Origin of the sequence: Brevibacillus sp. HD3.3A (assembly GCF_013284375.2) — a bacterium.
GTDB lineage: Bacteria > Bacillota > Bacilli > Brevibacillales > Brevibacillaceae > Brevibacillus > Brevibacillus parabrevis.
The window spans coordinates 2,607,443-2,627,483 of sequence record NZ_CP085874.1; the positions used below are offsets into that span (position 1 = coordinate 2,607,443).

The following is a 20,041-nucleotide window of genomic DNA, read 5'->3' on the forward strand; positions in this document are numbered from 1 at the left end:
GAAGCTTGGCGCGAAAGAGGAGAAGACGCAAATGACAAAACAAGTCACGACTTCGGACATCCGCAAAAAGAAAGAAGCGGGCATTCCCATCACGATGGTGACAGCTTACGATTTTCCATCGGCAAAGCTGGTAGAGGACGCTGGCGCGGACATGATTCTCGTTGGCGACTCGCTCGGCATGGTCGTGCTTGGCTACGACTCCACGCTGCCTGTGACGATGGACGATATGGTCCACCATACGAAGGCGGTGACAAGAGCGGCCAAACGCGCTTTTGTCGTTTCGGACATGCCGTTTCTCAGCTATCACGGCACGATCGAAGAAGCGGTGAAAAATGCGGGAAGACTAATGCAGGAGGGACTCGCCAGAGCAGTCAAGCTGGAGGGCGGAAGCGAGCTTGCGCCTCTGATCACCCGATTGGTTCAGGCAGGCATTCCGGTAGTGGGACATATCGGCTTGACTCCGCAGTCGGTTCATCAGCTTGGCGGTTATAAAGTGCAGGGACGCGATCTGGAAGCGGCAAAAAAATTGCTGGATGACGCATTGGCTTTGCAGCAGGCTGGCGCTTTTGCGATTGTGCTGGAATGCGTGCCGCAAGAGGTAGCCAAAATGATTGCCCAAAAGCTGGAGATTGCCGTAATCGGCATCGGCGCTGGGGCAGACTGTGATGGACAAGTGCTCGTGTTCCACGACCTGGTTGGTTACGCTTCCCAATTGACGCCGAAATTCGTCAAGCGCTACGCTGACATCGGCACATCCATTCGCGAGGCAGTCGCTACGTATGTCAAAGAAGTCGAGCTTCGTCACTTTCCGGGGCCTGATCACGTGTTTCGTGCATCGGAAGAGACGATCAAGGAGCTGTACGGAGAAGGAGTGACCCAATCATGATTCAAACGATGCAGCAGCTATCCACAATCGAGGATGTGCGCGTTCAAATACAAGCAGCACGGCGGCAAGGCAAGACAATCGGCTTTGTGCCCACGATGGGCTTTTTGCACGAAGGACACCTCAGTCTGGTCAAGGCAGCGAGAGAAAAGTGCGACCTCGTCGTCATGAGCATTTTTGTCAATCCGCTGCAATTTGGCCCGAATGAAGATTTTGAACGGTATCCGCGCGATATCGAGCGTGACAGCCGGATGGCGTCTGAAGCGGGAGTCGATCTGCTGTTCACACCAACTGTCGAAGAAATGTATCCCAAGCCGATCCTGACGACGGTATCGGTAGCGAACGTCACGACACCTTTGTGCGGCGCTTCCCGGCCGGGGCATTTTGACGGAGTGTCGACGGTGGTCTTGAAGCTGTTCTCCATCGTCCAGCCTGACTATGCGTTTTTCGGTCAAAAAGATGCACAGCAAGTAGCCGTGGTCACGCAAATGGTCAAAGACTTGTCCGTTCCGGTAGAGGTAGTGCCATGCCCGATCGTTCGGGAAGCCGATGGACTGGCGATGAGCTCGCGCAATGTGTATTTGTCCGCAGAAGAACGCTCACAGGCACTCATCCTGTCGCAAAGCTTGCAGCAGGCAGCAGAGTGGCTCGCAGAGGGCAAGCCGCTTGCCGAGATCAAAGAGCGTATCGAGCAAATGATTGCAGCGAAACCGCTGGCAGATATCGACTATATCCAAATTTTGGGTTATCCTGATTTGGAGCCAATCGAAAAAGAGACATCCGGACAAGACATTATCGTGGCGCTTGCTGTCCGTTTTGGCAAGACACGTTTGATTGACAACCTGATCGCGTCTGTCCGTTAATCATACGTGGTAAGCGAAAAAGTTCCATGAGGATGACAAGGGAGGTAATGCCTGTGTTTCGCACTATGATGAAAGCGAAAATCCATCGCGCAACAGTGACAGAAGCGAACCTCAACTACGTGGGGAGCATTACGATCGACAAAAATATTTTGGATGCGCTCGATATTTTGCCCAATGAAAAAGTGCAAATCGTGAACAACAACAACGGGGCGCGTCTGGAAACGTATGTAATTGAAGGAGCGCCAGGCAGTGGCGTGATTTGCCTGAATGGCGCAGCAGCCCGTCTCGTTCAGGAAGGCGATATCGTGATCATTATCGCCTACGCCATGATGACCGATGAACAAGCTCGCACGTACAAGCCAAAAGTGGCGATCATGGACGAGAAGAACCGAATCAAGGAAATGTTGGGCGAGGAAATACACGCGACGATCCTGTAGACAAAGCCTTTGCCTTTGCGCATAGAGCCACCTGCCTTGTGAGACAATGAAACTACTCATGCCTCACAGGGGGGTGGCTTTTTCGTGAAGATCGAGGACTGGTTTCAGACGTTGCGCACAAAAGCGCAGACGATAGAGGAACGGTGGCAGGAAGCATCCGAGCAGGAAAGGCTTCAGTTAGCGGATCAACTGTTTTACTTGCGGCAGGTCAGCGATACGGTCGTCGATTTGTGGCTGCAATTTGAAGAGAAGCTGTCCAACGCGATCCGGCACATCAAGCAAATAGAAGGGCAGCTGCCGACAGAGACACAAGAGGAAAAGGCCAAGCCCGTTTCCTTAAAAAAAGAACCGTTAGCGACGGACCATAAACAGGATGGCCAAAAAGGGACGGCAAGCGAGGCCAAGAACGAGACTAAAAGCGAGTCAAAATCCGAGCCGAAATTCGAAGCCAAAGCCGACAAACTGCCGCAAGCGATGCACGCTTACGAGCCTGTATTTCGCCGCGGAGAAGGATTTTACCATCTGCGCATGTTTCAGGACGCGAAAAAGTGTTTTGCCGAGCTGGTGAAAGAAGCGCCGGACTGGGAAAGCGGTCGGCTGTATTACGCTTACAGCCTGTTGTTTTGCGACGACAAGGAAATGGCTTTTCGCGAGTTTCGGCTGTTGGGAAAATCGGCAAGCTCGCCTGCGATCGTGGCGATCAGCAGCAATGCCATCGGCTGCATATTAGCGGAGGAGAAGCAGTGGCTGGAGGCCGCGCAAGCTTTTAAAACCTCGCTGGAAGTAAAGCCTGAGCAGGAGGAAGCCAAGTACAACCTCGCTCTCTGCTACTTGATGGACGGCGATGCCCAGGAAGCGCTCGATGAGATCGAATGTTATTTGCAAAAGCACGAGCAAGATTGGGAGGCACAGCTGTTATGGCTTCGCGCCGCCAAACTGCTGATGCAGATGGACGAGACGGCAGAGCTTGTTGCCCCATCAAGCCTGACTTTGCCCAACCGCGAGCTCGATAACGAGACGTTGCAGGAAATGGCTCATTTGTACGAAGCTGTGGGCAATTACCACCGGGCACAAGTGTGCTATCATTTTTTGACGGAACGGTTGCCCAAGGAAGGCTGGACGTGGCACGGGCTGGCATGGAACACCTGGCTGATCGCCGGGAGCAAACGAGCGCTGACGCTTGTGAAAAAAGCGATCAGTCTGGCGCCAGAGCAGGATGACTTCGTGTTCAGCTACGGCTGGATGCAGCTGTTTGATGGCAATATCCCGGGGGCCATCGCAGCGTTTCGCGGCATTTTGGCAAAAAACAGCAAAAACCGCCTGGGGCAGTCCGGAATGATCTCCGCTTTTGAAAAAATTGGAGAAACGCTGGAAGCGAAGCGGTTGGCCAAGCTGTTTCTGGATGATGCGGACCCGTATATCCGTTCTCTTGGGTACTTCCACTTGGGGAGACTGGCGATGGTGGAGGAAAACTGGCGGCTGGCTGAGCAGTATTTCCAGCGAACGTTGCCTCACGCAGACCAGTTTCGGGAAATCCCGCTTTACTTGCAGCTGTGCGCGAGCAAGCTCGGCGCAGAAGCTGTGCAAAACGAGCTTGTGCAGCCGTAATTGCAGTCGGAAGCAGGAATATTTCCCACTGTTGCCGAATGTGAATGAGTGCGGATGACAGGTTCCGCCCAGGTTACGAGGTGACAACGCTTGAATCGATTACTGGTAGTAGACTTTGAAACGACGGGGAGCCATCCGCGGCAGGGAGACAGCATTATTCAGATCGGCGCTGTGGCGATCGACGACGGGCAGATCACAGAATGCTTCTCGACCCTGATTCATCCCGGACAGGACATCCCCCCTTTTATTACGCAACTGACAGGGATCACCAATGAAATGGTGGCTGACGCGCCTACTTTGGAAGAGGTGTTCCCGACATTTTTGCGCTTATTGGATGGACGAGCTTTTGTTGCCCATAATGCAAGCTTTGATCTCCAATTTTTACAAGAAGCCCTGCTGAGCCAGGGCTATTATGCGTTTGACGGATATGTGCTCGACACAGTCGAGTTGTCCCGCTTGCTTTTGCCGATGCAAAACAGCTACAGGCTTGGGGAACTGGCGTCGGAGCTTGCGATCGAGCATGACAATCCTCACCAGGCCGACAGTGACGCGCTGGCAACCGCCCAGCTCTTCTTGCACTTGCTCGATATTTTGCAGCAGTTGCCGCTCGTGACGATTCAACGACTGCAAATGCTCGTATCGTCGTTTCGTTCGGACATCGCGACACTTTTGCGGCAAATGGAAATGGAAAAGCTGGCGGAGCTGCCACAGCTGGGCGACGAGCCAGCACGGCAAGCTTCACCGCTGTGGGATATATACCGCCAACTGGCTTTGAAAAAGCGCGAGGAAAAGCTGAAGGCGAGTTTCCAGCGCCCGCAGACAGAACGGAGCTACGGAAAAGCGTTCAGCGAGCAACTGGAAGAAATGCTGAACGAAAAAGGCCAGATGCATGCCAGCATGAGCGGCTACCAGCGCCGGGAAGCACAGGAAGCGATGATGCACGCTGTCTTCGACGCCATGCAGGAGGGCACGCACCTTTTGGTGGAGGCAGGGACAGGCACAGGGAAGTCTCTGGCGTACTTGCTGCCCGGGATCATTTGGGCGTATCAAAATCAACAGCAGCTTGTAGTGAGCACGAACACGATTCAACTGCAAGAGCAGCTGTTCCATAAAGAGATCGCCACGTTGCAGCAGACACTTCCTTTTGCTTTTACCGCGTCGACGTTGAAAGGCCGGGGCAACTATTTGTGCCTGCGCAAATTCGAGATGGCATTGGAGGAGCCGGTAGAGGGCAGCAACCAGGAGATGCGGCTGGCAAAAGGCCAGCTTCTCACGTGGCTAACGCAGACCGAAACGGGTGATGTGGAGGAGCTGAGCCTGCCTCCGAGCGGCCAGCTTTTCTGGCAGCAGGTGAAAAGCGATACAAGCTCTTGCTTGAACCGGGCCTGTCCGTGGTTTAGCCGCTGCTATTATTTTCAGGCGAAAGACCGGGCAAAAGAAGCAGATGTGCTCATCGTCAACCACGCTCTCTTCATCAGCGACTTGCAGGCAGAGAACCGGATTCTCCCGCCGTACGAGGTCGCGATTCTCGACGAGGCACACCATCTGGAAGATGCCGCGACACAGCACTTGGGCAAGCAGCTGACAACGACACAGGTGATGTTTTTGCTGGATCGCGCTTCTGTCGAGGAGGGGGGAGCGATTGCACGCTTTGCCGAGGAAATGCAAAGCTGGCAGCCGTCTGTCCAGGAAGAGCTGAACACGGTTCTTCTGGAGTGCAAGAAGCTGTCTGCGTCTTTGCGCGACAAGGCTCAGCAATGGACGCAGTTTCTGTACGCATGGGCTTCCGAGCGCGCCGAGGAGACGACAGACGCAGGCAGGGAGACGGTGCGGTATCGGGTAGCTTCTTTCACGGGAAAACAAGAAAAAATTCGCAAGGTGACGAAAAAGCTGATCGACGCCATGACAGACTTCGCCTCCAGACTGGAACAGATGCTGAAGCTGGTTCCCGTTCCCCAAGAGGAGAAGCCGCCCTTCCTCATCCGCAGCTTGCAGACGGATTTGTTCGGGCTGGTGAAGGAATGGCAAAATGTGATGGAGCTGTTGCATTTCTTTTTGCAAGAGCAAGATCCGAACTACGTCTACTGGATGGAGGTCGAGTCGCGCACGGCCCGCAAGCAGGTGCACTTGTCTGCGGCGTTGCTCGATGTCGCGGATTCGCTTGCCGAGCCGCTTTTTTCCCAGAAGCGCAGCCTGATCATGACTTCCGCTACGCTGACGGTCAGAAACAGCTTTTCTTACGTCATGAGCCGCTTTGGCCTCGACAAGCTGCCTGCCGAGCGGGTACGCACGCTGTCGCTGCCATCGCCGTTCCATTACGAAGAGCAGGGGCTGCTATTGATTCCTTCCGATTTTCCGGCGCCGGGAAAAGAAAACGACCAGACGTATCTCGAAGCGATCATCCAAGGCTGTGTAGACGTGGTTGTGGCGTCAAAAGGCAGGACGCTGATTTTGTTCACCTCGCATTCGATGTTGCGGCTGGTGTATCAAGCCATGAAAGAGCGTCTGGCCGGGGAACCGGAGCCGTACACGCTGTTTGGACACGGCATCGACAGCAACAACCGCAGCAAGCTGGTCAGTCTGTTTCGTTCGATGGAACGAAGCGTTTTGCTTGGCACGAGCAGCTTCTGGGAGGGCGTGGACATCCAAGGAGAGTGGCTGAGCAGTCTGGTTATCATCAAGCTGCCGTTCACGCCGCCCAACCACCCGGTTTACCAGGGACGCGCGGAAGCTTTGAAAGCAGACGGAAAAAACGCATTCATGTCGCTGGCGCTGCCGCAAGCCGTCATTTTGTTCAAGCAAGGAGTCGGACGGTTGATTCGTCACCATTTGGACCGGGGCGTTGTGGTCGTGTTCGATACGCGTGTGGTCGAATCCCGCTACGGCCGTTCCTTTTTGCAATCGCTCCCGCCGTTTCAGGTGGAGACAGGCTCCTGGCCGACGCTGCGCGAACGAATTGAACCGTTCTTACGTATGCAATCCCTGCCAGATTCATAAAATGAAGCAATAGTCTAGCAGGGATTTAGGTGATAAAATAAATGTTATGGAAAAAAAAGTGGGCCTGGCTGCTTCTCGTCGCATGTGTGGCATTGCTATGTTCATGCTCCATCGATACCCATTTGCAGGAAGCCGTTAAGGTGGACGACCCGTTTGCAACCGAGAACGAAGCGGAGTTTACGGGTCTTGTCATCACTTACTGGGCGCTTCCTCATGGAGAAAGCACGCTGGTGCGGATGCCGAGCGGGAAAACCATGCTGATTGATACGGGCAGCGCGGAAGATTGGCCAGCTTTGGCTGCGCATCTTTCCGCTGCGAAGTTGACGCGCCTGGACTATCTGGTCTTGACGAACGATCAGCCTGAACATGCAGGAGGATTCCCTTTTTTACACCAGCAAATCATCATTGATTCCGTCATTGTGCCCAAGCTGATTGCGCCTTCGATTCGCCAGTTCGTTCCGTACGACAAGATCGCGAAGCAAAGAGAACTCGAGGAGAACCAGGAGCTGATTCTCGACACCGACATCACGATGGATGTACTGCTGCCCAGCGAGCCGCTGTTTTTGTCGCCGCAAAACAATTCGCTCGTTTTTGCGCTGACGCATGATCAGTTGCGGTTTTTGTTTGTGAGCGGCATCAACGAACAGGCCGAGGAGCGCTTGCTCGCCCGCCATCCCGAGCAGTTGAAGTCGGCTGTGCTGAAAGTGGGAGACCAGGGCAGCAATCAAGGAACTTCGCAGCCTTTTCTCTCCCGGGTTGATCCTCAGGTCGCCATCATCCAGAGCAATACAGAGCGCGACATGCAAAAAGAGGGCAAGACCGAGGTGCTGGAGCGGTTGGGCGAGTCGTGGGCGGAGACGTATATGACGGGCCGGGACGGATCGATCACGATCTTGTCCAACGGGAAAGATTACAGGGTATTCAAGCAAAAGAAATAGGGGGGAAGACCGAGCGTGGCTAAACACGAAAAGATTTCGGAAGCGGTCGTCCGCCGCCTGCCGATTTATCTGCGTTACCTCAGCTATTTGCAGCAAAACGAGGTAACTACTGTTTCCTCCCAGCAAATGGGCAAAAACTTGGATGTGAATCCGGCCCAAATCCGAAAAGACCTGGCAACATTCGGCGATTTCGGGAAAAAAGGAATTGGCTATGACGTCAATTACTTGGTGGAAAAAATTCGCCAGATTTTGAAGCTGACGGATGAGATACGCGTCGCGCTCGTTGGAGCAGGCCATTTGGGCCATGCGATCAGCAACTACAACGCTTATTTGAAAGATAACATGCGGATTGCGGCCATTTTTGACAATGATCCCGGCAAGCTGGGAAAAGAAGTGGCGGGCATCCCGATTCAGCCATTGAATGAGCTGGCGGACACGATTGCGCAAAGACAAATCAAGCTGGCGATTATCACCGTGCCCGCACCGGCTGCGCAATCCGTATGTGATCAGTTGACTCAAGCGGGTATCAAGGGAATCCTCAATTTTGCTCCTACGACAATTCGCGCGAAAAAGGATGTGCGCATCCACTATGCGGATGTGACTTCCAATTTGCAGAGCCTGGCCTACTACTTAACGTAAGAATGGAGTGTAGTCATGAAAAAGACCATCCTCATCCACGCAACAGTGATTACGGTAAATGAACAAAACGAGGTTATCCACGATGGAGCTGTCGCGTTCGAAGGCGACAAAATCACATATGTAGGCCCTACCCCTGAAGACCTTTCCGATGCAGGCTACGATGAAGTCATCGACCAAAAAGGCGACTTCATCCTGCCTGGTTTGATCAATACACACGGACACGCGGGCATGTCGCTTTTGCGTGGCTATGCGGACGATTTGCCGTTGCAACAATGGCTGGAAGAGAAAATGTGGCCGCTGGAAGCGCAATTTACCGCTGATTCTGTCAAATGGGGAACCCAACTGTCCCTGATTGAAATGATCCGTACCGGAACCACGACATTCGTCGATATGTACGATCATATGGACGAAGTAGCCAAGGCAGTCGATGCATCCGGCATGCGTGCCCGCCTGTGCCGCGGCATGATCGGTCTGTGCTCCGAGGAAGAAAGACAGACCAAGCTGCGCGATGCGACCGCTTTTGCCAAAGAATGGCACAACCAGGCGGATGGCCGTATCACCGTAATGATGGCACCGCATGCACCGTATACGTGCTCGCCTGAGTTTATCAGCCAAATTATTGAAAAAGCGGACGAGCTGTCTTTGCCGCTGCATATCCACATGTCTGAAACGGCATGGGAAGTGGGGCAAAACGAGAAAGATTACGGTTTGCGTCCAGTCGCTCACCTGGAAAAGCTGGGCATGTTCAACCGCCCTACACTGGTTGCCCACGCCGTGCATTTGACGGATGAAGAGATTGACATTTTGGCAAAATATCAAGTGAAAGTTTCCCATAACGTCGTCAGCAACCTGAAGCTGGCAAGCGGGGTAGCACCTGTACCGAAAATGCTGGCAAAAGGCGTGAGCGTTTCGCTCGGAACAGACAGCTCGGCGAGCAACAACAACCTCAACCTGTTTGAAGAACTGAAACTCGCAGCGATTTTGCACAAAGGCGTGAACAACGACCCGGTAGCCGTTCCGGCTGAAGAGGCGCTGCGCATGGCTACTCGCTACGGGGCAGACGGTGTGTTCCAGGCTGATACGCTCGGCAGCATTGAAGTAGGCAAAAAGGCTGACCTGATCGTTCTCGACAGCCACCAGGCGCATTTCCATCCTGCGCATGAGCCGATTTCCCATGTCGTGTATGCGGCAAACGGCCGTGATGTCAAAGACACAATCGTTGCGGGCAAGTTCCTGATGCGCAACCACAAGCTGCTCACCATCGACGAAGAGCGTGCCATCTACGAAGCCAATCGCGTATTCGCTGCGCTGAAACGGTAAAAGGCTCCTGTCTGGTGTGGGACAGGAGTAAGGGAGTGTAGGTGTAGGTAGGGGAATTTGGGTATTACATCGTGCCGTGCTCATTTTCGCCACAGCTCTGTCAGGGGATGATGGCGAAAATGCAGTGTGGGTGTGTGCGACAGTTGACGCAAGGGAGAAGACAGTCCAGCCCAGGAGACGCGGTATTCTTGTAGCAAAAACCCAAGTATGTCAGGAGATGCGTTTTGTTGCGGCGACTTCACGCGCTCACCTCCTTGCGGGTGTATAAGTAGTATGACCGCTTGGCCCCGAGCTATGATTAGCAAGTTTTCCGTGCCGTTCTAAAACCTTCCCGTATAGCATAGGCTATGACAAAAATGGGACAGGGGGAACGCCAGATGTACGTCCGGCCCAAACAGCTATGGTGGCTGATCCCGATCTTTCTCGGCCTGTTTGGCCTCGGGATGGCGCTCGGCTCTTTTGGTTTGTGGAACCGTTCAGCTGCCGATGCCGGGAATGAACAGGGCTTGATTGGCAAACGAGAGGCGTATGCCGTGCCGCAACTTTTGGAACAGCTGACTCGGTCAGAGGAGCGCTCGTTTCTCGTTTACATGCAGGACCAAGCGCTGAATGGCCGCTATCGGCATGAGACATTCAGCCTGGACGGAGAAATCGGCGGGCACAAGCTGGCCATCAGCCGTAACCAGGAGCAGCCGGTTACCGTAACAATAGACGGACAAGTTCAGGATCATGCAGCACTCCCTTACGCCCTGTTTACGCCGTATGAACACGCTGTCCTGTTGCAAAGCGTGCTGTCATCGGTCGAGCCGCAGACGATCGCCGATACTTCGGGAAGCGACTGGAGCGGTTATCGTCTCACGGTGCCGCCGGAAAAAGTGACATCCTTGTTGGCGATGTGGCTCGGGCCGTCCTTTCCGATCGCTGATATTACCCCTGAGCTTGCCAAAGGGATCAACATCGAATATCAGCTCTGGTATGAGCCTGACACAGGCGCGCTTCGCCAACTGGAGCTGGAAATGCAAATCAGAACCGTGGCGGGGATCAAACAGGACCAGCTTCGTTTCCGATTGTAATGTCAACCGCATAAAGGAGTTACCAAAAACGTGTTAGTGAGAATTATCGTGGGAGTAATCGCCGCGCTGTTGTTGACAATCGCGGGATTCGCCTATCATTTGACTGCTTCCGTAGCAGGAGAGCGCACGCAATTCGATGCGACCGTACGTGAGTGGGTGCAGACGAGGACGACGATTGCCGAAATCGAATCCATCGACGAATATCGCGGTACGGAAAGCTATGCCGTGGTGATCGGGAAGAACAAAGCCGGTACGCCTGTAGTAGCCTGGATGACCGCAGACAAAGTATCGTTTGATCGCATGGATCTTGCCGTTCCGCGCAAAAATGTGGAGGATGCGGTAAACAAGGCTTTTCCGAAGTCCGAGATTACCCATATCGTGCCCGGACTTGAAAAGGACAAGAAGTTTTGGGAAGTGACCGTGAAGGATGCAAACGGTCGCTATCATTACTTGCACTATGACTTGTTCAGTGGCGCCCTGCTCGCTTCTTATGTATTGTCGCCTACCTGATTGCTTGTTTTGACCCAGATGGTATATACGCTCGCGACAGGTCTTTTCCTTGTTGGAAAAGGCCTGTTTGGCATGCCACCCAACATCTGTATAAAAAATTGATATACTCATGTGATATACTGGGTTCGTTGACAAGAGAGAAAACGAGAACGCGATATGGGGGGACTAGCTGTGCAGTTGAAAAAAAGTGCAATCGGGTTGTCCTTGCTGGCGACACTGGCTCTCCTGTTTGGAGGATGGTTCTTGTATCAGAAGATGGAGATTGAAGAGCCGATCCGTACAGAAGTCAGCCAGATGCAATCAGCTACACTCAGTAATTTTCATGTAGGCAAAGATAAAATTCAGATAGATGTAAAAGTGACGAATCCGCAGGCATTTCCGGCGGAGTATCGCGATCTGGTTGCGCGAACGAAAAATATTGCGGGCGACAAGCAAGTCGCTATCGTGGTAGCGAATCAGTCGGAAGCCATGACACAGGTTTGGAAAAGCGGCCAGTTTATTTTCACCGAAGCGCTGGATTTGCATCAATACAGCCGCATTCCTGCCTTGATTGCGGAGTGGAAACAGACGAACAAGCTCGATGCGGCAGATGCTTTTATGGATGACGCAAACATCTACGTTTATTTGAAAAAAGGAACGGAGGACTTTTATACGATTGTTCCCCGTTCCGAGGCAAAAGAGGTGACGGCTCGTGGGTAAAGAGGTACTGATCGGCGTCGTTCCTGCGATACTCGTTTTTCTTGTGTTTCTGGGCGTGAATATCACACCGTTTATTTTGTTCGCCGCCGTGCTGGGGGCGATTTATTTCCTCGTCATCCGTCAGCAAAACGGTCAGGGCGGCAATGTGGCGCTCGGCGGCAAACGGAAGCAGAACAAGCACGAGATTCCCAAGTCGGACGTGCAGTTTGCCGATATCGGCGGTCAGGAACGCGCCAAAAAAGAGCTGAAAGAATCGCTTGATTTTCTCGTCTACAAAGACAAGATTGAGCAATACGGCATTCGTCCGATCAAAGGCGTGCTGCTGACCGGGCCTCCTGGTACCGGGAAGACGTTGATGGCAAAAGCGGCAGCGAACTACACCAACTCTGCCTTTGTCGCGGCTTCCGGCTCGCAATTCGTGGAGATGTATGTAGGTGTCGGAGCGCAGCGTGTCCGTGAGCTGTTTAAAGAGGCGAAGACGATGGCCGAGAAAAACGGACAGGACAGCGCGATTATTTTTATCGATGAGATTGATGTTGTCGGCGGAAAAAGGGATGGGCAGCAACAACGGGAGTACGACCAAACGTTGAACCAGCTGCTGACCGAGATGGATGGCGTAGCGACGAGCGAGAAACCGCGCATTTTGGTCATGGCGGCAACGAACCGCAAAGACATGCTGGATGCCGCGTTGCTTCGACCAGGACGTTTTGATCGGCACATTACGGTAGATTTGCCTGACAAGCCTGCGCGCGAGCAGATTTTGACCATCCATACAGCAAACAAGCCGCTGGGCGCGGATGTGGTGTTGGAAAAGGTGGCGCAGGAGACGTTCGGCTTCTCGGGAGCGCAGTTGGAAAGTGTCGCGAACGAGGCAGCGATTTACGCCATGCGCGACAAAAGCGACAAGATCATGGCCAAGCATTTTGCTTACGCCGTAGACAAGGTCATGCTCGGAGAAAAAGTCGACCGCCAGGCTTCCGAGGAAGAGAAAAAGCGCGTCGCCTTGCATGAATTGGGACATGCGATCATCAGTGAGGTCGTGCGTCCGGGTTCTGTCTCGCAAGTAACGCTCAGCCCGCGCGGCAAAGCGCTCGGCTACGTTCGGCAAAATCCGATGGAAGACCGCTATTTGTACACAAGGGACGCTTTGGAGAAACAGATCATGGTCAGCCTCGCCGGAGCAGTAGCAGAGGAAATCTACTACGGCGGACGCAGTACCGGCTCCAAAAACGACTTCGAGCAAGCGCTGGGCATGTCTCAGGAAATCGTGTCCAGCGGGATGTCGGACCTCGGGATTGTCCACCTGCAATACGTAGACAAAACGAGGATTCACGATGAGGTAGAGCGACTCTTGTCCCGTTTGCTGGAGGAGACGCACCGCTTGCTTCGCCAGTACGATGCGGTGTTCCAGACTGGTTTGGGTACGCTGCTGGAAGCAGAAGTGCTGCAAGGAGATGAATTTAGGGCGCTCTTGTCCCAAACGAGACAGGAAGCGGCTGTATCGTAATCAAATCGCGACGAAAAACCTGCTAGCCAGCAGCTGATGTTGGCCTGGCAGGTTTTTTTGCGTGGGGGAAAACTTGTGAACGGGCGAAACAAATTTTGCGTTGCGGTGCCAAATGCCTATAGGGTTGAATATCTTACAGAATGATCCGGGAATGACATCAGGAGGCAAGGAGACTCTATGGCAAACGCGAACCGAAAAAAAATGAGCAGAGGTCTGTCCAAAACGTTCAGGCAAACCTTGCATGAAATTCCGCTTATGCAAACATCTTCTACATCGGAGCAGGATTGGATGGCTGATCTGGAGCTGGAACTGCTGGAGTCCGCTGTCAACAGCCCCAAGCCAAGCTCCCATGCACCGACAAGCCCGATACAACAACCATTGCAGAAAATGCCCAAGCAGGGTGTGTCGTCCAACCAGACGACTTTTTCCAAGATCATCAAAGATCGCAATGATGACCGGGTGCAATCGTTTGTTTATACCGATGATTTGACGGATCAGTCTGTCACTACGGAAAAAATCGCCAACCGCGCTGTCGATTCGTCCAAAATCAAGCCGGGAACGATTGATACGTCGCTGTTGAAGGACTACGCCGTCGACAGCAACAAGCTGGCAGACAAAAGCGTCACTTCAAACAAAATCGCTCCGTACGCGATCCTCGGAGAGCATCTGGGACGGCATGTGGTCACCAGCGAAAATGTGCAGGACCATTCCATTACCGGGCAAAAGCTTGTCAACAACAGCATTACGTCCGACAAATTGGCTGACAAGACCATTGATTCCATGAAGTTTGCAGAGTCTGCGATCCAGACGAAGCACATCCAGGATCAGGCGATTACGAATGAGCTGCTTCAAGATCAGTCTGTCACATCGGACAAAATCAAGATGGGCAGCATTCAGACTCGCAACCTCGCCAACTATGTGATCAACTCCGTCAAGCTGGAGGACGGCGCGGTCACGACCGACAAAATCCGGGATGGGGCCGTGACTTCCACCAAGCTGGAGGAGGATTCGATCGAGTCCCAGCATATTCGCGAGGGAGCGATTTTGCATCATCATCTGGCGGAGAACAGCGTAGACGGCGGGCATCTTTCGGCGGGCTGCGTCACGGATCAGCACATCGCTTTTCATTCCATTTACAGCCAGCATTTGCAGCCGGAAGCGGTCACAAGCGATAAAATCAGTCCTTACGCCGTCCTCACCGAACATCTGGATCACGCCAGCGTCACTTCGGAAAAAGTGGCAAAAGAGTCGATCGCAAGCGTCCACGTGCAAGCAAGCAGCATTCAAACGACGCATCTTCAAGATGGACTCGTCACGACCAGAAAAATCGGGGAGCAACAGGTCACGGCAGCCAAGCTGGCAGACAAAGCCGTCACGCTCGACAAATTGGCCAATCGCAGCGTAGGCGAGCAGCAATTGGTGGAGGAGAGCGTCAACAGCAGGCATTTGGCTGACGGGGCTGTTCGTGCGGAGAAAATCGCGCGGCGCTCAATCGAGGAGCAGCATATCGGTGAACGCGTCATCGGCAGCAGTCATCTGCGGGAATATGCGATCCAGACGCAGCATTTGCACGATCATGTAGTGACGACGTCAAAACTCGCTCCCGAGTCTGTTTCGACCGACAAAGTGACGGATTTGAGCATTACCGCAAATAAACTGGCCGATTCGGCGGTTACGTCTCCCAAGCTGGCGACAGAGGCCATCAAGACAAGGCACTTGGGCAAAGGAGCCGTCACTGGCGAAAAAATCGGCGAAAAAGCAGTGACCGCCCAGCATCTTGCCAATCAATCCGTGCAGCACGAACATATCCAGCCCAAGTCCATCTCCAAAGAAAAGCTGCAAGAGAATAGCGTCACACGCGAAAAACTGGCGGATCACGCTGTCGACGGAAGCAAGCTCGAAATGCATGCGATTACAGGCATACATGTGGAAAAGAGCAGCTTGAGCGGTGACCATCTCGTCAAGGGAACACTCACGGGCGAGCATCTTGCCGTCAACTCCATCGAAAGTCAGCATCTGCAAACAAATACGGTAACGGAAGAAAAGCTGGCCGATCATGCCGTTAGCGGAGCGAAAATAGCGCCGAGAACCGTCACGGCAGAGCATCTGGCCGACAAGTCGATTACGCGGGAGAAGCTGGCTTTTCAAACGGTTGAGACGAATGTTCAGCTGGGCACGACGCTTCAGCAGTTTGGCTTTGTCCCATTCCGCATCCCGGCGCAAAGCCAGACGGCAGACGTCACGGTCCGCTTGCCCACTCCCTATGCAGACGTCCATTATTGCCTGGTTGCGATGACGAATCAGGTCGGGGTGTCCGTGTCGCTCAAATACACCAAACGCACCTCGGCTGTGCTTACCGTTTTTCGTCAGGAAACCGGGCAGGAAGACAGCGGCGTTTTGCAGTGGATCGCCATTGGCGAAAAAGGCGAGCAGGTGCATGACGAGGTGACAGCCCTGCATCATGAGCAGCAAGAGGATGACGACTTGGGGGAAGAATGGGAAGAGGGCGAGTACGAAGCAGATGAAGATGCCGGCGAGGAAAAAGCAGCGGATGAGCATGAAACATTCCGTGATGAGGACGATTTGCGTTCCTGAGCAATGAGAAACAAGAAGCGAGGGGCCGTTGGTGGGAAGTGCAGTCGGCTTCCTCGCTTTTTGTTAACATAATTATATTATGGTAACCATCCGTTCAAGGGAGTCTTTGATTGAATTTGCCTGTCCCCAATAGTATAATTGTTGGGTACACTTAGTCTGTTGTGTGGCATGGTAAATGGAGGGAATTATTCGATGTTGACGACGATTGCCCAAGTAGGGCAGCATGTTGGACAAGAAGTACGCATTGGATGCTGGCTGTACAACAAGCGCAGCAGCGGGAAAATTCAATTTCTGCAGCTTCGCGACGGGTCCGGCTTCATTCAGGGCGTAGTAGTGAAAGCAGAAGTAGCGGAAAACGTTTGGGAAAATGCATCCCAACTGACTCAGGAAAGCTCTTTATACATAACCGGCGTCGTTCGCGCAGATGATCGTGCACCAAGCGGTTACGAACTGACGGTAACAGGCGTTGACATCATTCAGATCGCCCAGGAATATCCGATCTCCCTGAAGGAGCACGGTGTAGACTTCCTGATGGATCATCGCCACCTGTGGCTGCGCACTCCGCGCCAGCGTGCGGTTATGGCGATTCGTTCCGAAGTGATTCGCGCTGTATACGAGTATTTCCATGAAAACGGATTTGTGAAAGTAGACCCGCCAATCCTGACACCGACTTCAGCAGAAGGAACAACGAACCTGTTCCATACCAAATATTTTGATGAAGACGCGTATTTGTCCCAATCCGGTCAGCTCTATATGGAAGCGGCCGCAATGGCATTGGGGCGCGTTTATTCCTTCGGTCCGACCTTCCGTGCAGAGAAATCGAAAACGCGTCGTCACTTGATCGAGTTTTGGATGATCGAGCCGGAGATGGCTTTCGTCGATCACGAGGAAAACTTGCGCATTCAGGAAGCTTTTGTGTCCCATGTGGTGCAATCCGTCCTGAAAAACTGCCAGCGCGAACTGAAAACGCTGGAGCGCGATACAACCAAACTGCAAAACGTAACGGGTTCTTTCCCGCGCATCACGTATGACGATGCGATCAAGCTGTTGCAGGAAAAAGGCAGCGAGATCAAGTGGGGCGACGATTTCGGAGCGCCAGACGAGACATTGATTGCGGACCATTTCGACAAGCCTGTGTTCATCACGCACTATCCGACCGAGATCAAGGCATTCTACATGAAGCCGCATCCTGAGCGTCCGGAAGTAGTGCTGTGCGCAGACATGATCGCGCCGGAAGGCTATGGCGAAATCATCGGCGGCAGCCAGCGCATCGACGATCCGGAGCTGTTGGAAAAACGGTTCGCCGAGCACGAGCTGTCCGAGGAAGCGTATCGCTGGTACTTGGACCTGCGCAAATACGGAACCGTTCCTCACTCCGGCTTCGGTCTGGGGCTTGAGCGGACAGTCGCCTGGATTTGCGGTCTGGATCACGTGCGTGAAACGATTCCGTTCCCGCGTATGCTCTATCGTCTCTATCCGTAAGTTCGTGTTTCTCATACACCCTGTTGCGAGAGGGCAGCAGGGTGTTCCTATTGTGTGACAGCGCGTTTTACGCACTTCCTTGTTAATCCAACCCAGAGGTGAACATGCGTTATGGATTCCCATATATTGCAATTGTTGCAAGAAGGTGCAACATCCGTCTCCAACCTTCTTCTAAAGATGTACAAACGAATGTCTCTGGCAGACGACGAAATGATGCTGCTCATTCATCTGCTTTCTTTTCAGCAGGAAGGGAATCGCTTTCCGACCTTGACCGAGCTGGAGGAGCGCATGTCCATGTCCAGCATGAGATTGATCCAATCGCTGCAAAAGCTGCTGAAGGAAGACTGGATCAGCATTGACGAATTTATCGATCCGCAGACGGGAATGCGCCATGAGCAGTACAATTTGACTCCTTTGTATAAAAAGCTGTATCAGACCTGGCGCGAGCAGCAAGCTGATCCGCGGATGATGGAGCCGTTCATGGAGGCTGCTGCGACATTGGATGCAGAGCCGGTTGCGATTTATTCCCGTTTTGAGCAGGCGTTTGGTCGACCTTTGTCTCCTTTTGAGTTGGAGAGTATCCACATGTGGACAGAGCAGGACGGTTACCAGGAAGAGCTGATCCTAACAGCATTGCGTGAGGCCGCAACGGTAGGCAAGCTTCATATTCGCTACATCGACAGAATCCTTTTGGAGTGGCAAAAGCAGCAAATTACCACGGTAGAGCAAGCCCGCTTGTACAGTTTGAATTTTCGCCGCCAAAATCAGTCCAAAGATTATCGACAGCCGCTTTGATGCTACCAATCAAAGCGGTTTTTTCTATTGTCTGTCTCCTTTGTACACGTACCCATTTTCCGCGTTTGTCATAGCATATTACGTAGAAGCACGTTGCAGGAGGGAAGGCTTATGGAAAAGCGGAAAAAAGGGGATTTGCCCCACTGGGTAACACCAGGCGTTTTTTCGGGGCATTTTGTCGTCGATGAAGCGGTGGAGCGCATCTCGATTGTGAAACCCGTGGAAAAAGCCCAGGAGGCCGTGATCGAGCAAGTTCCAAAACAGCCGGCAGACGAAAAGCCGGATGAGGAAAAACAACTGGTGCTTGAGCCTACATTCGAAATTATTATGCGAGAAACCGACGTGGCGACGAGCGAACAGCTGGAAAAGCTGGAGCAGGAAGTGGCAGCACTGAAGGAATCGCTTGCGGCATGGGAAAAACGCTGGAAAAAGGCAGAGGAGGAACAGTCCAAAGAGAGACAGCATCTGTATCAGGTGGTTCTGTCCTTGAAAAAGGAGTGGGAGAGCGAGCGGAATGAACATCGCCATAATTAGCCCGGGGCCATTTTCCGTACCACCCGTCAAAGGAAGCTCGGTGGAGCACGATATCGACGAAGTGACCAAAATGATCGATCCCGAGCACAAAGTGACGATCTACACCCGGCGCTGCGCGACTTACCCCAAGTCGACGGTAGAGGAAAACCGCGAGTTCATCCGTTTTTCCTACGATGGCCCAGGTCCTTATTTGCGAAAGATCATCAAGCATATCCGCAAGCACAAGCCGGATGTCATTTTGGTGGAAAATCGGCCGATTTACGTGTTGCAGCTCAAGAGGCATTTTCCAAAGATTCCGGTCTTTGTCAATATGCATTCCCATGTGTACGGATCGCCGGGCATGATCAGCAAGGAAAAAATGAAGCGTGTCGTTCGCCTGGCGTCCGGCTTTATTACGAACAGCGAATTTTTGCGGCAACATTTTATCAAGTCATGCAAAATTCCCGCGGAAAAAATTCATGCGGTTCATCTCGGAGTGGATGTGTCGCCTTACCAGGTGGCAAAGCTGCATTACACGATCAAAAAGCTGCGCAAGCAAGTCGGTTTGTCGCCGGATGACCGCGTGCTTTTTTACGCGGGCAGGCTGATGCGCGGCAAAGGCGTCCATATTCTGATCAAAGCGTTTCACCAGGTCAGCAAGCAAGACCCACGCGCACGGCTGGTCATCGTCGGAGGCACAGGCTACGGCAGCAATCGCCTGAATCCGTATGTGCGGGAACTGAAAAGGCTGGCGAAACCGCTCGGTGACAAAGTCCGCTTCGTCAATTTTGTCCCCAGTGCCCAAATGCCGCTTTACTATCAGATTGGCGACGTGGTAGCGACTCCGTCGATTTGGAAAGAGGCATTTTGCCGCGTCAATCTGGAGGCGATGGCTTCGAGCAAGCCAGTGATTTCCACGACGCGCGGCGGGATCAAAGAGGTTGTCACCCATCAGGGCAGCGGCTTCTTGATTCCTCCCAAAGATTGGGAAAAAGAATTGCCAGCGGTTTGGGAGCTTTTGTGGAGCGCGCCCTATGTTCGGACGGAAATGGGGAAACAGGCGCTGCTGCGTGCCAAGCAGTTTTCCTGGTACGCGACGGCGCAAGGCTACCTGCGCGTCTTTGAGAATGCAGTCGGAAAGCGCCAAAAAGAAAAGCTTCCGCTCCTCAAAACCGGATAACT

The 20,041-nt window shown here is 53.1% G+C and carries 17 protein-coding genes; all 17 read left to right on the forward strand.

From position 1 onward, the window contains the following. The first annotated feature begins 31 nt into the window (after positions 1-31). On the forward strand, positions 32-886 hold the full coding sequence (gene panB, locus HP435_RS12925; protein WP_122963554.1) for a 3-methyl-2-oxobutanoate hydroxymethyltransferase: 855 nt from the start codon (positions 32-34) through the stop codon (positions 884-886). After that, positions 883-1,746: a pantoate--beta-alanine ligase gene (gene panC, locus HP435_RS12930; protein WP_122963553.1), complete on the forward strand. Its 864-nt coding sequence runs from the start codon at positions 883-885 to the stop codon at positions 1,744-1,746. The genes panB and panC overlap by 4 nt, the downstream gene beginning before the upstream one ends. 53 nt (positions 1,747-1,799) lie before the next feature. Then, positions 1,800-2,183, forward strand: a complete 384-nt coding sequence (gene panD / locus HP435_RS12935; RefSeq protein WP_063226985.1) for an aspartate 1-decarboxylase — start codon at positions 1,800-1,802, stop codon at positions 2,181-2,183. Positions 2,184-2,267: 84 nt separating this feature from the next. Further along, on the forward strand, positions 2,268-3,791 hold the full coding sequence (locus HP435_RS12940; RefSeq protein WP_173598801.1) for a tetratricopeptide repeat protein: 1,524 nt from the start codon (positions 2,268-2,270) through the stop codon (positions 3,789-3,791). 90 nt (positions 3,792-3,881) lie between these two features. After that, complete coding sequence (gene dinG, locus HP435_RS12945) at positions 3,882-6,788, forward strand: ATP-dependent DNA helicase DinG (protein WP_173598802.1); 2,907 nt, start codon at positions 3,882-3,884, stop codon at positions 6,786-6,788. 41 nt (positions 6,789-6,829) lie between these two features. Next, the gene (locus HP435_RS12950; protein ID WP_122963547.1) at positions 6,830-7,726 is read left to right on the forward strand and encodes a ComEC/Rec2 family competence protein; all 897 of its coding nucleotides are present in this window, start codon (positions 6,830-6,832) and stop codon (positions 7,724-7,726) included. Positions 7,727-7,741: 15 nt separating this feature from the next. Beyond that, on the forward strand, positions 7,742-8,365 hold the full coding sequence (locus HP435_RS12955) for a redox-sensing transcriptional repressor Rex (RefSeq protein WP_122963546.1): 624 nt from the start codon (positions 7,742-7,744) through the stop codon (positions 8,363-8,365). A gap of 15 nt (positions 8,366-8,380) precedes the next feature. Then, entirely contained in the window at positions 8,381-9,685 is a 1,305-nt protein-coding gene (locus HP435_RS12960; RefSeq protein ID WP_063226990.1) for an amidohydrolase, read from the forward strand. A gap of 377 nt (positions 9,686-10,062) precedes the next feature. Beyond that, positions 10,063-10,758, forward strand: a complete 696-nt coding sequence (locus tag HP435_RS12965) for a hypothetical protein (protein ID WP_122963545.1) — start codon at positions 10,063-10,065, stop codon at positions 10,756-10,758. Positions 10,759-10,788: 30 nt separating this feature from the next. After that, positions 10,789-11,268: a cell wall elongation regulator TseB-like domain-containing protein gene (locus HP435_RS12970; RefSeq protein ID WP_122963544.1), complete on the forward strand. Its 480-nt coding sequence runs from the start codon at positions 10,789-10,791 to the stop codon at positions 11,266-11,268. A gap of 171 nt (positions 11,269-11,439) precedes the next feature. Next, positions 11,440-11,967: a hypothetical protein gene (locus HP435_RS12975; protein WP_122963543.1), complete on the forward strand. Its 528-nt coding sequence runs from the start codon at positions 11,440-11,442 to the stop codon at positions 11,965-11,967. Continuing rightward, positions 11,960-13,474 (forward strand): AAA family ATPase, encoded by a 1,515-nt coding sequence (locus tag HP435_RS12980; protein ID WP_122963542.1) that lies wholly within the window; start codon positions 11,960-11,962, stop codon positions 13,472-13,474. The genes HP435_RS12975 and HP435_RS12980 overlap by 8 nt, the downstream gene beginning before the upstream one ends. Before the next feature lie 177 nt (positions 13,475-13,651). Further along, the gene (locus HP435_RS12985; protein WP_229049901.1) at positions 13,652-16,069 is read left to right on the forward strand and encodes a WIAG-tail domain; all 2,418 of its coding nucleotides are present in this window, start codon (positions 13,652-13,654) and stop codon (positions 16,067-16,069) included. 192 nt (positions 16,070-16,261) lie between these two features. Then, positions 16,262-17,551 (forward strand): asparagine--tRNA ligase, encoded by a 1,290-nt coding sequence (asnS, locus tag HP435_RS12990; protein WP_173595822.1) that lies wholly within the window; start codon positions 16,262-16,264, stop codon positions 17,549-17,551. A 111-nt stretch (positions 17,552-17,662) separates the two neighbouring features. After that, entirely contained in the window at positions 17,663-18,346 is a 684-nt protein-coding gene (locus tag HP435_RS12995; protein WP_063226996.1) for a DnaD domain-containing protein, read from the forward strand. 111 nt (positions 18,347-18,457) lie between these two features. Next, positions 18,458-18,880, forward strand: coding sequence for a hypothetical protein (locus HP435_RS13000; protein WP_122963539.1), 423 nt, complete (start codon positions 18,458-18,460; stop codon positions 18,878-18,880). Then, positions 18,861-20,039: a glycosyltransferase family 4 protein gene (locus HP435_RS13005; RefSeq protein ID WP_122963538.1), complete on the forward strand. Its 1,179-nt coding sequence runs from the start codon at positions 18,861-18,863 to the stop codon at positions 20,037-20,039. The genes HP435_RS13000 and HP435_RS13005 overlap by 20 nt, the downstream gene beginning before the upstream one ends. The last annotated feature ends 2 nt before the right edge of the window (positions 20,040-20,041 follow it).

What these genes read in the sequence shown, in the direction of transcription:
- panB (WP_122963554.1), top strand. Translation starts at nt 32, where the DNA reads ATGACAAAACAAGTCACGACTTCGGACATCCGCAAAAAGAAAGAAGCG.
- panC (WP_122963553.1), top strand. Translation starts at nt 883, where the DNA reads ATGATTCAAACGATGCAGCAGCTATCCACAATCGAGGATGTGCGCGTT.
- HP435_RS12950 (WP_122963547.1), top strand. Translation starts at nt 6,830, where the DNA reads ATGTTATGGAAAAAAAAGTGGGCCTGGCTGCTTCTCGTCGCATGTGTG.
- HP435_RS12960 (WP_063226990.1), top strand. Translation starts at nt 8,381, where the DNA reads ATGAAAAAGACCATCCTCATCCACGCAACAGTGATTACGGTAAATGAA.
- HP435_RS12965 (WP_122963545.1), top strand. Translation starts at nt 10,063, where the DNA reads ATGTACGTCCGGCCCAAACAGCTATGGTGGCTGATCCCGATCTTTCTC.
- HP435_RS12985 (WP_229049901.1), top strand. Translation starts at nt 13,652, where the DNA reads ATGGCAAACGCGAACCGAAAAAAAATGAGCAGAGGTCTGTCCAAAACG.
- asnS (WP_173595822.1), top strand. Translation starts at nt 16,262, where the DNA reads ATGTTGACGACGATTGCCCAAGTAGGGCAGCATGTTGGACAAGAAGTA.
- HP435_RS12995 (WP_063226996.1), top strand. Translation starts at nt 17,663, where the DNA reads ATGGATTCCCATATATTGCAATTGTTGCAAGAAGGTGCAACATCCGTC.
- HP435_RS13000 (WP_122963539.1), top strand. Translation starts at nt 18,458, where the DNA reads ATGGAAAAGCGGAAAAAAGGGGATTTGCCCCACTGGGTAACACCAGGC.
- HP435_RS13005 (WP_122963538.1), top strand. Translation starts at nt 18,861, where the DNA reads ATGAACATCGCCATAATTAGCCCGGGGCCATTTTCCGTACCACCCGTC.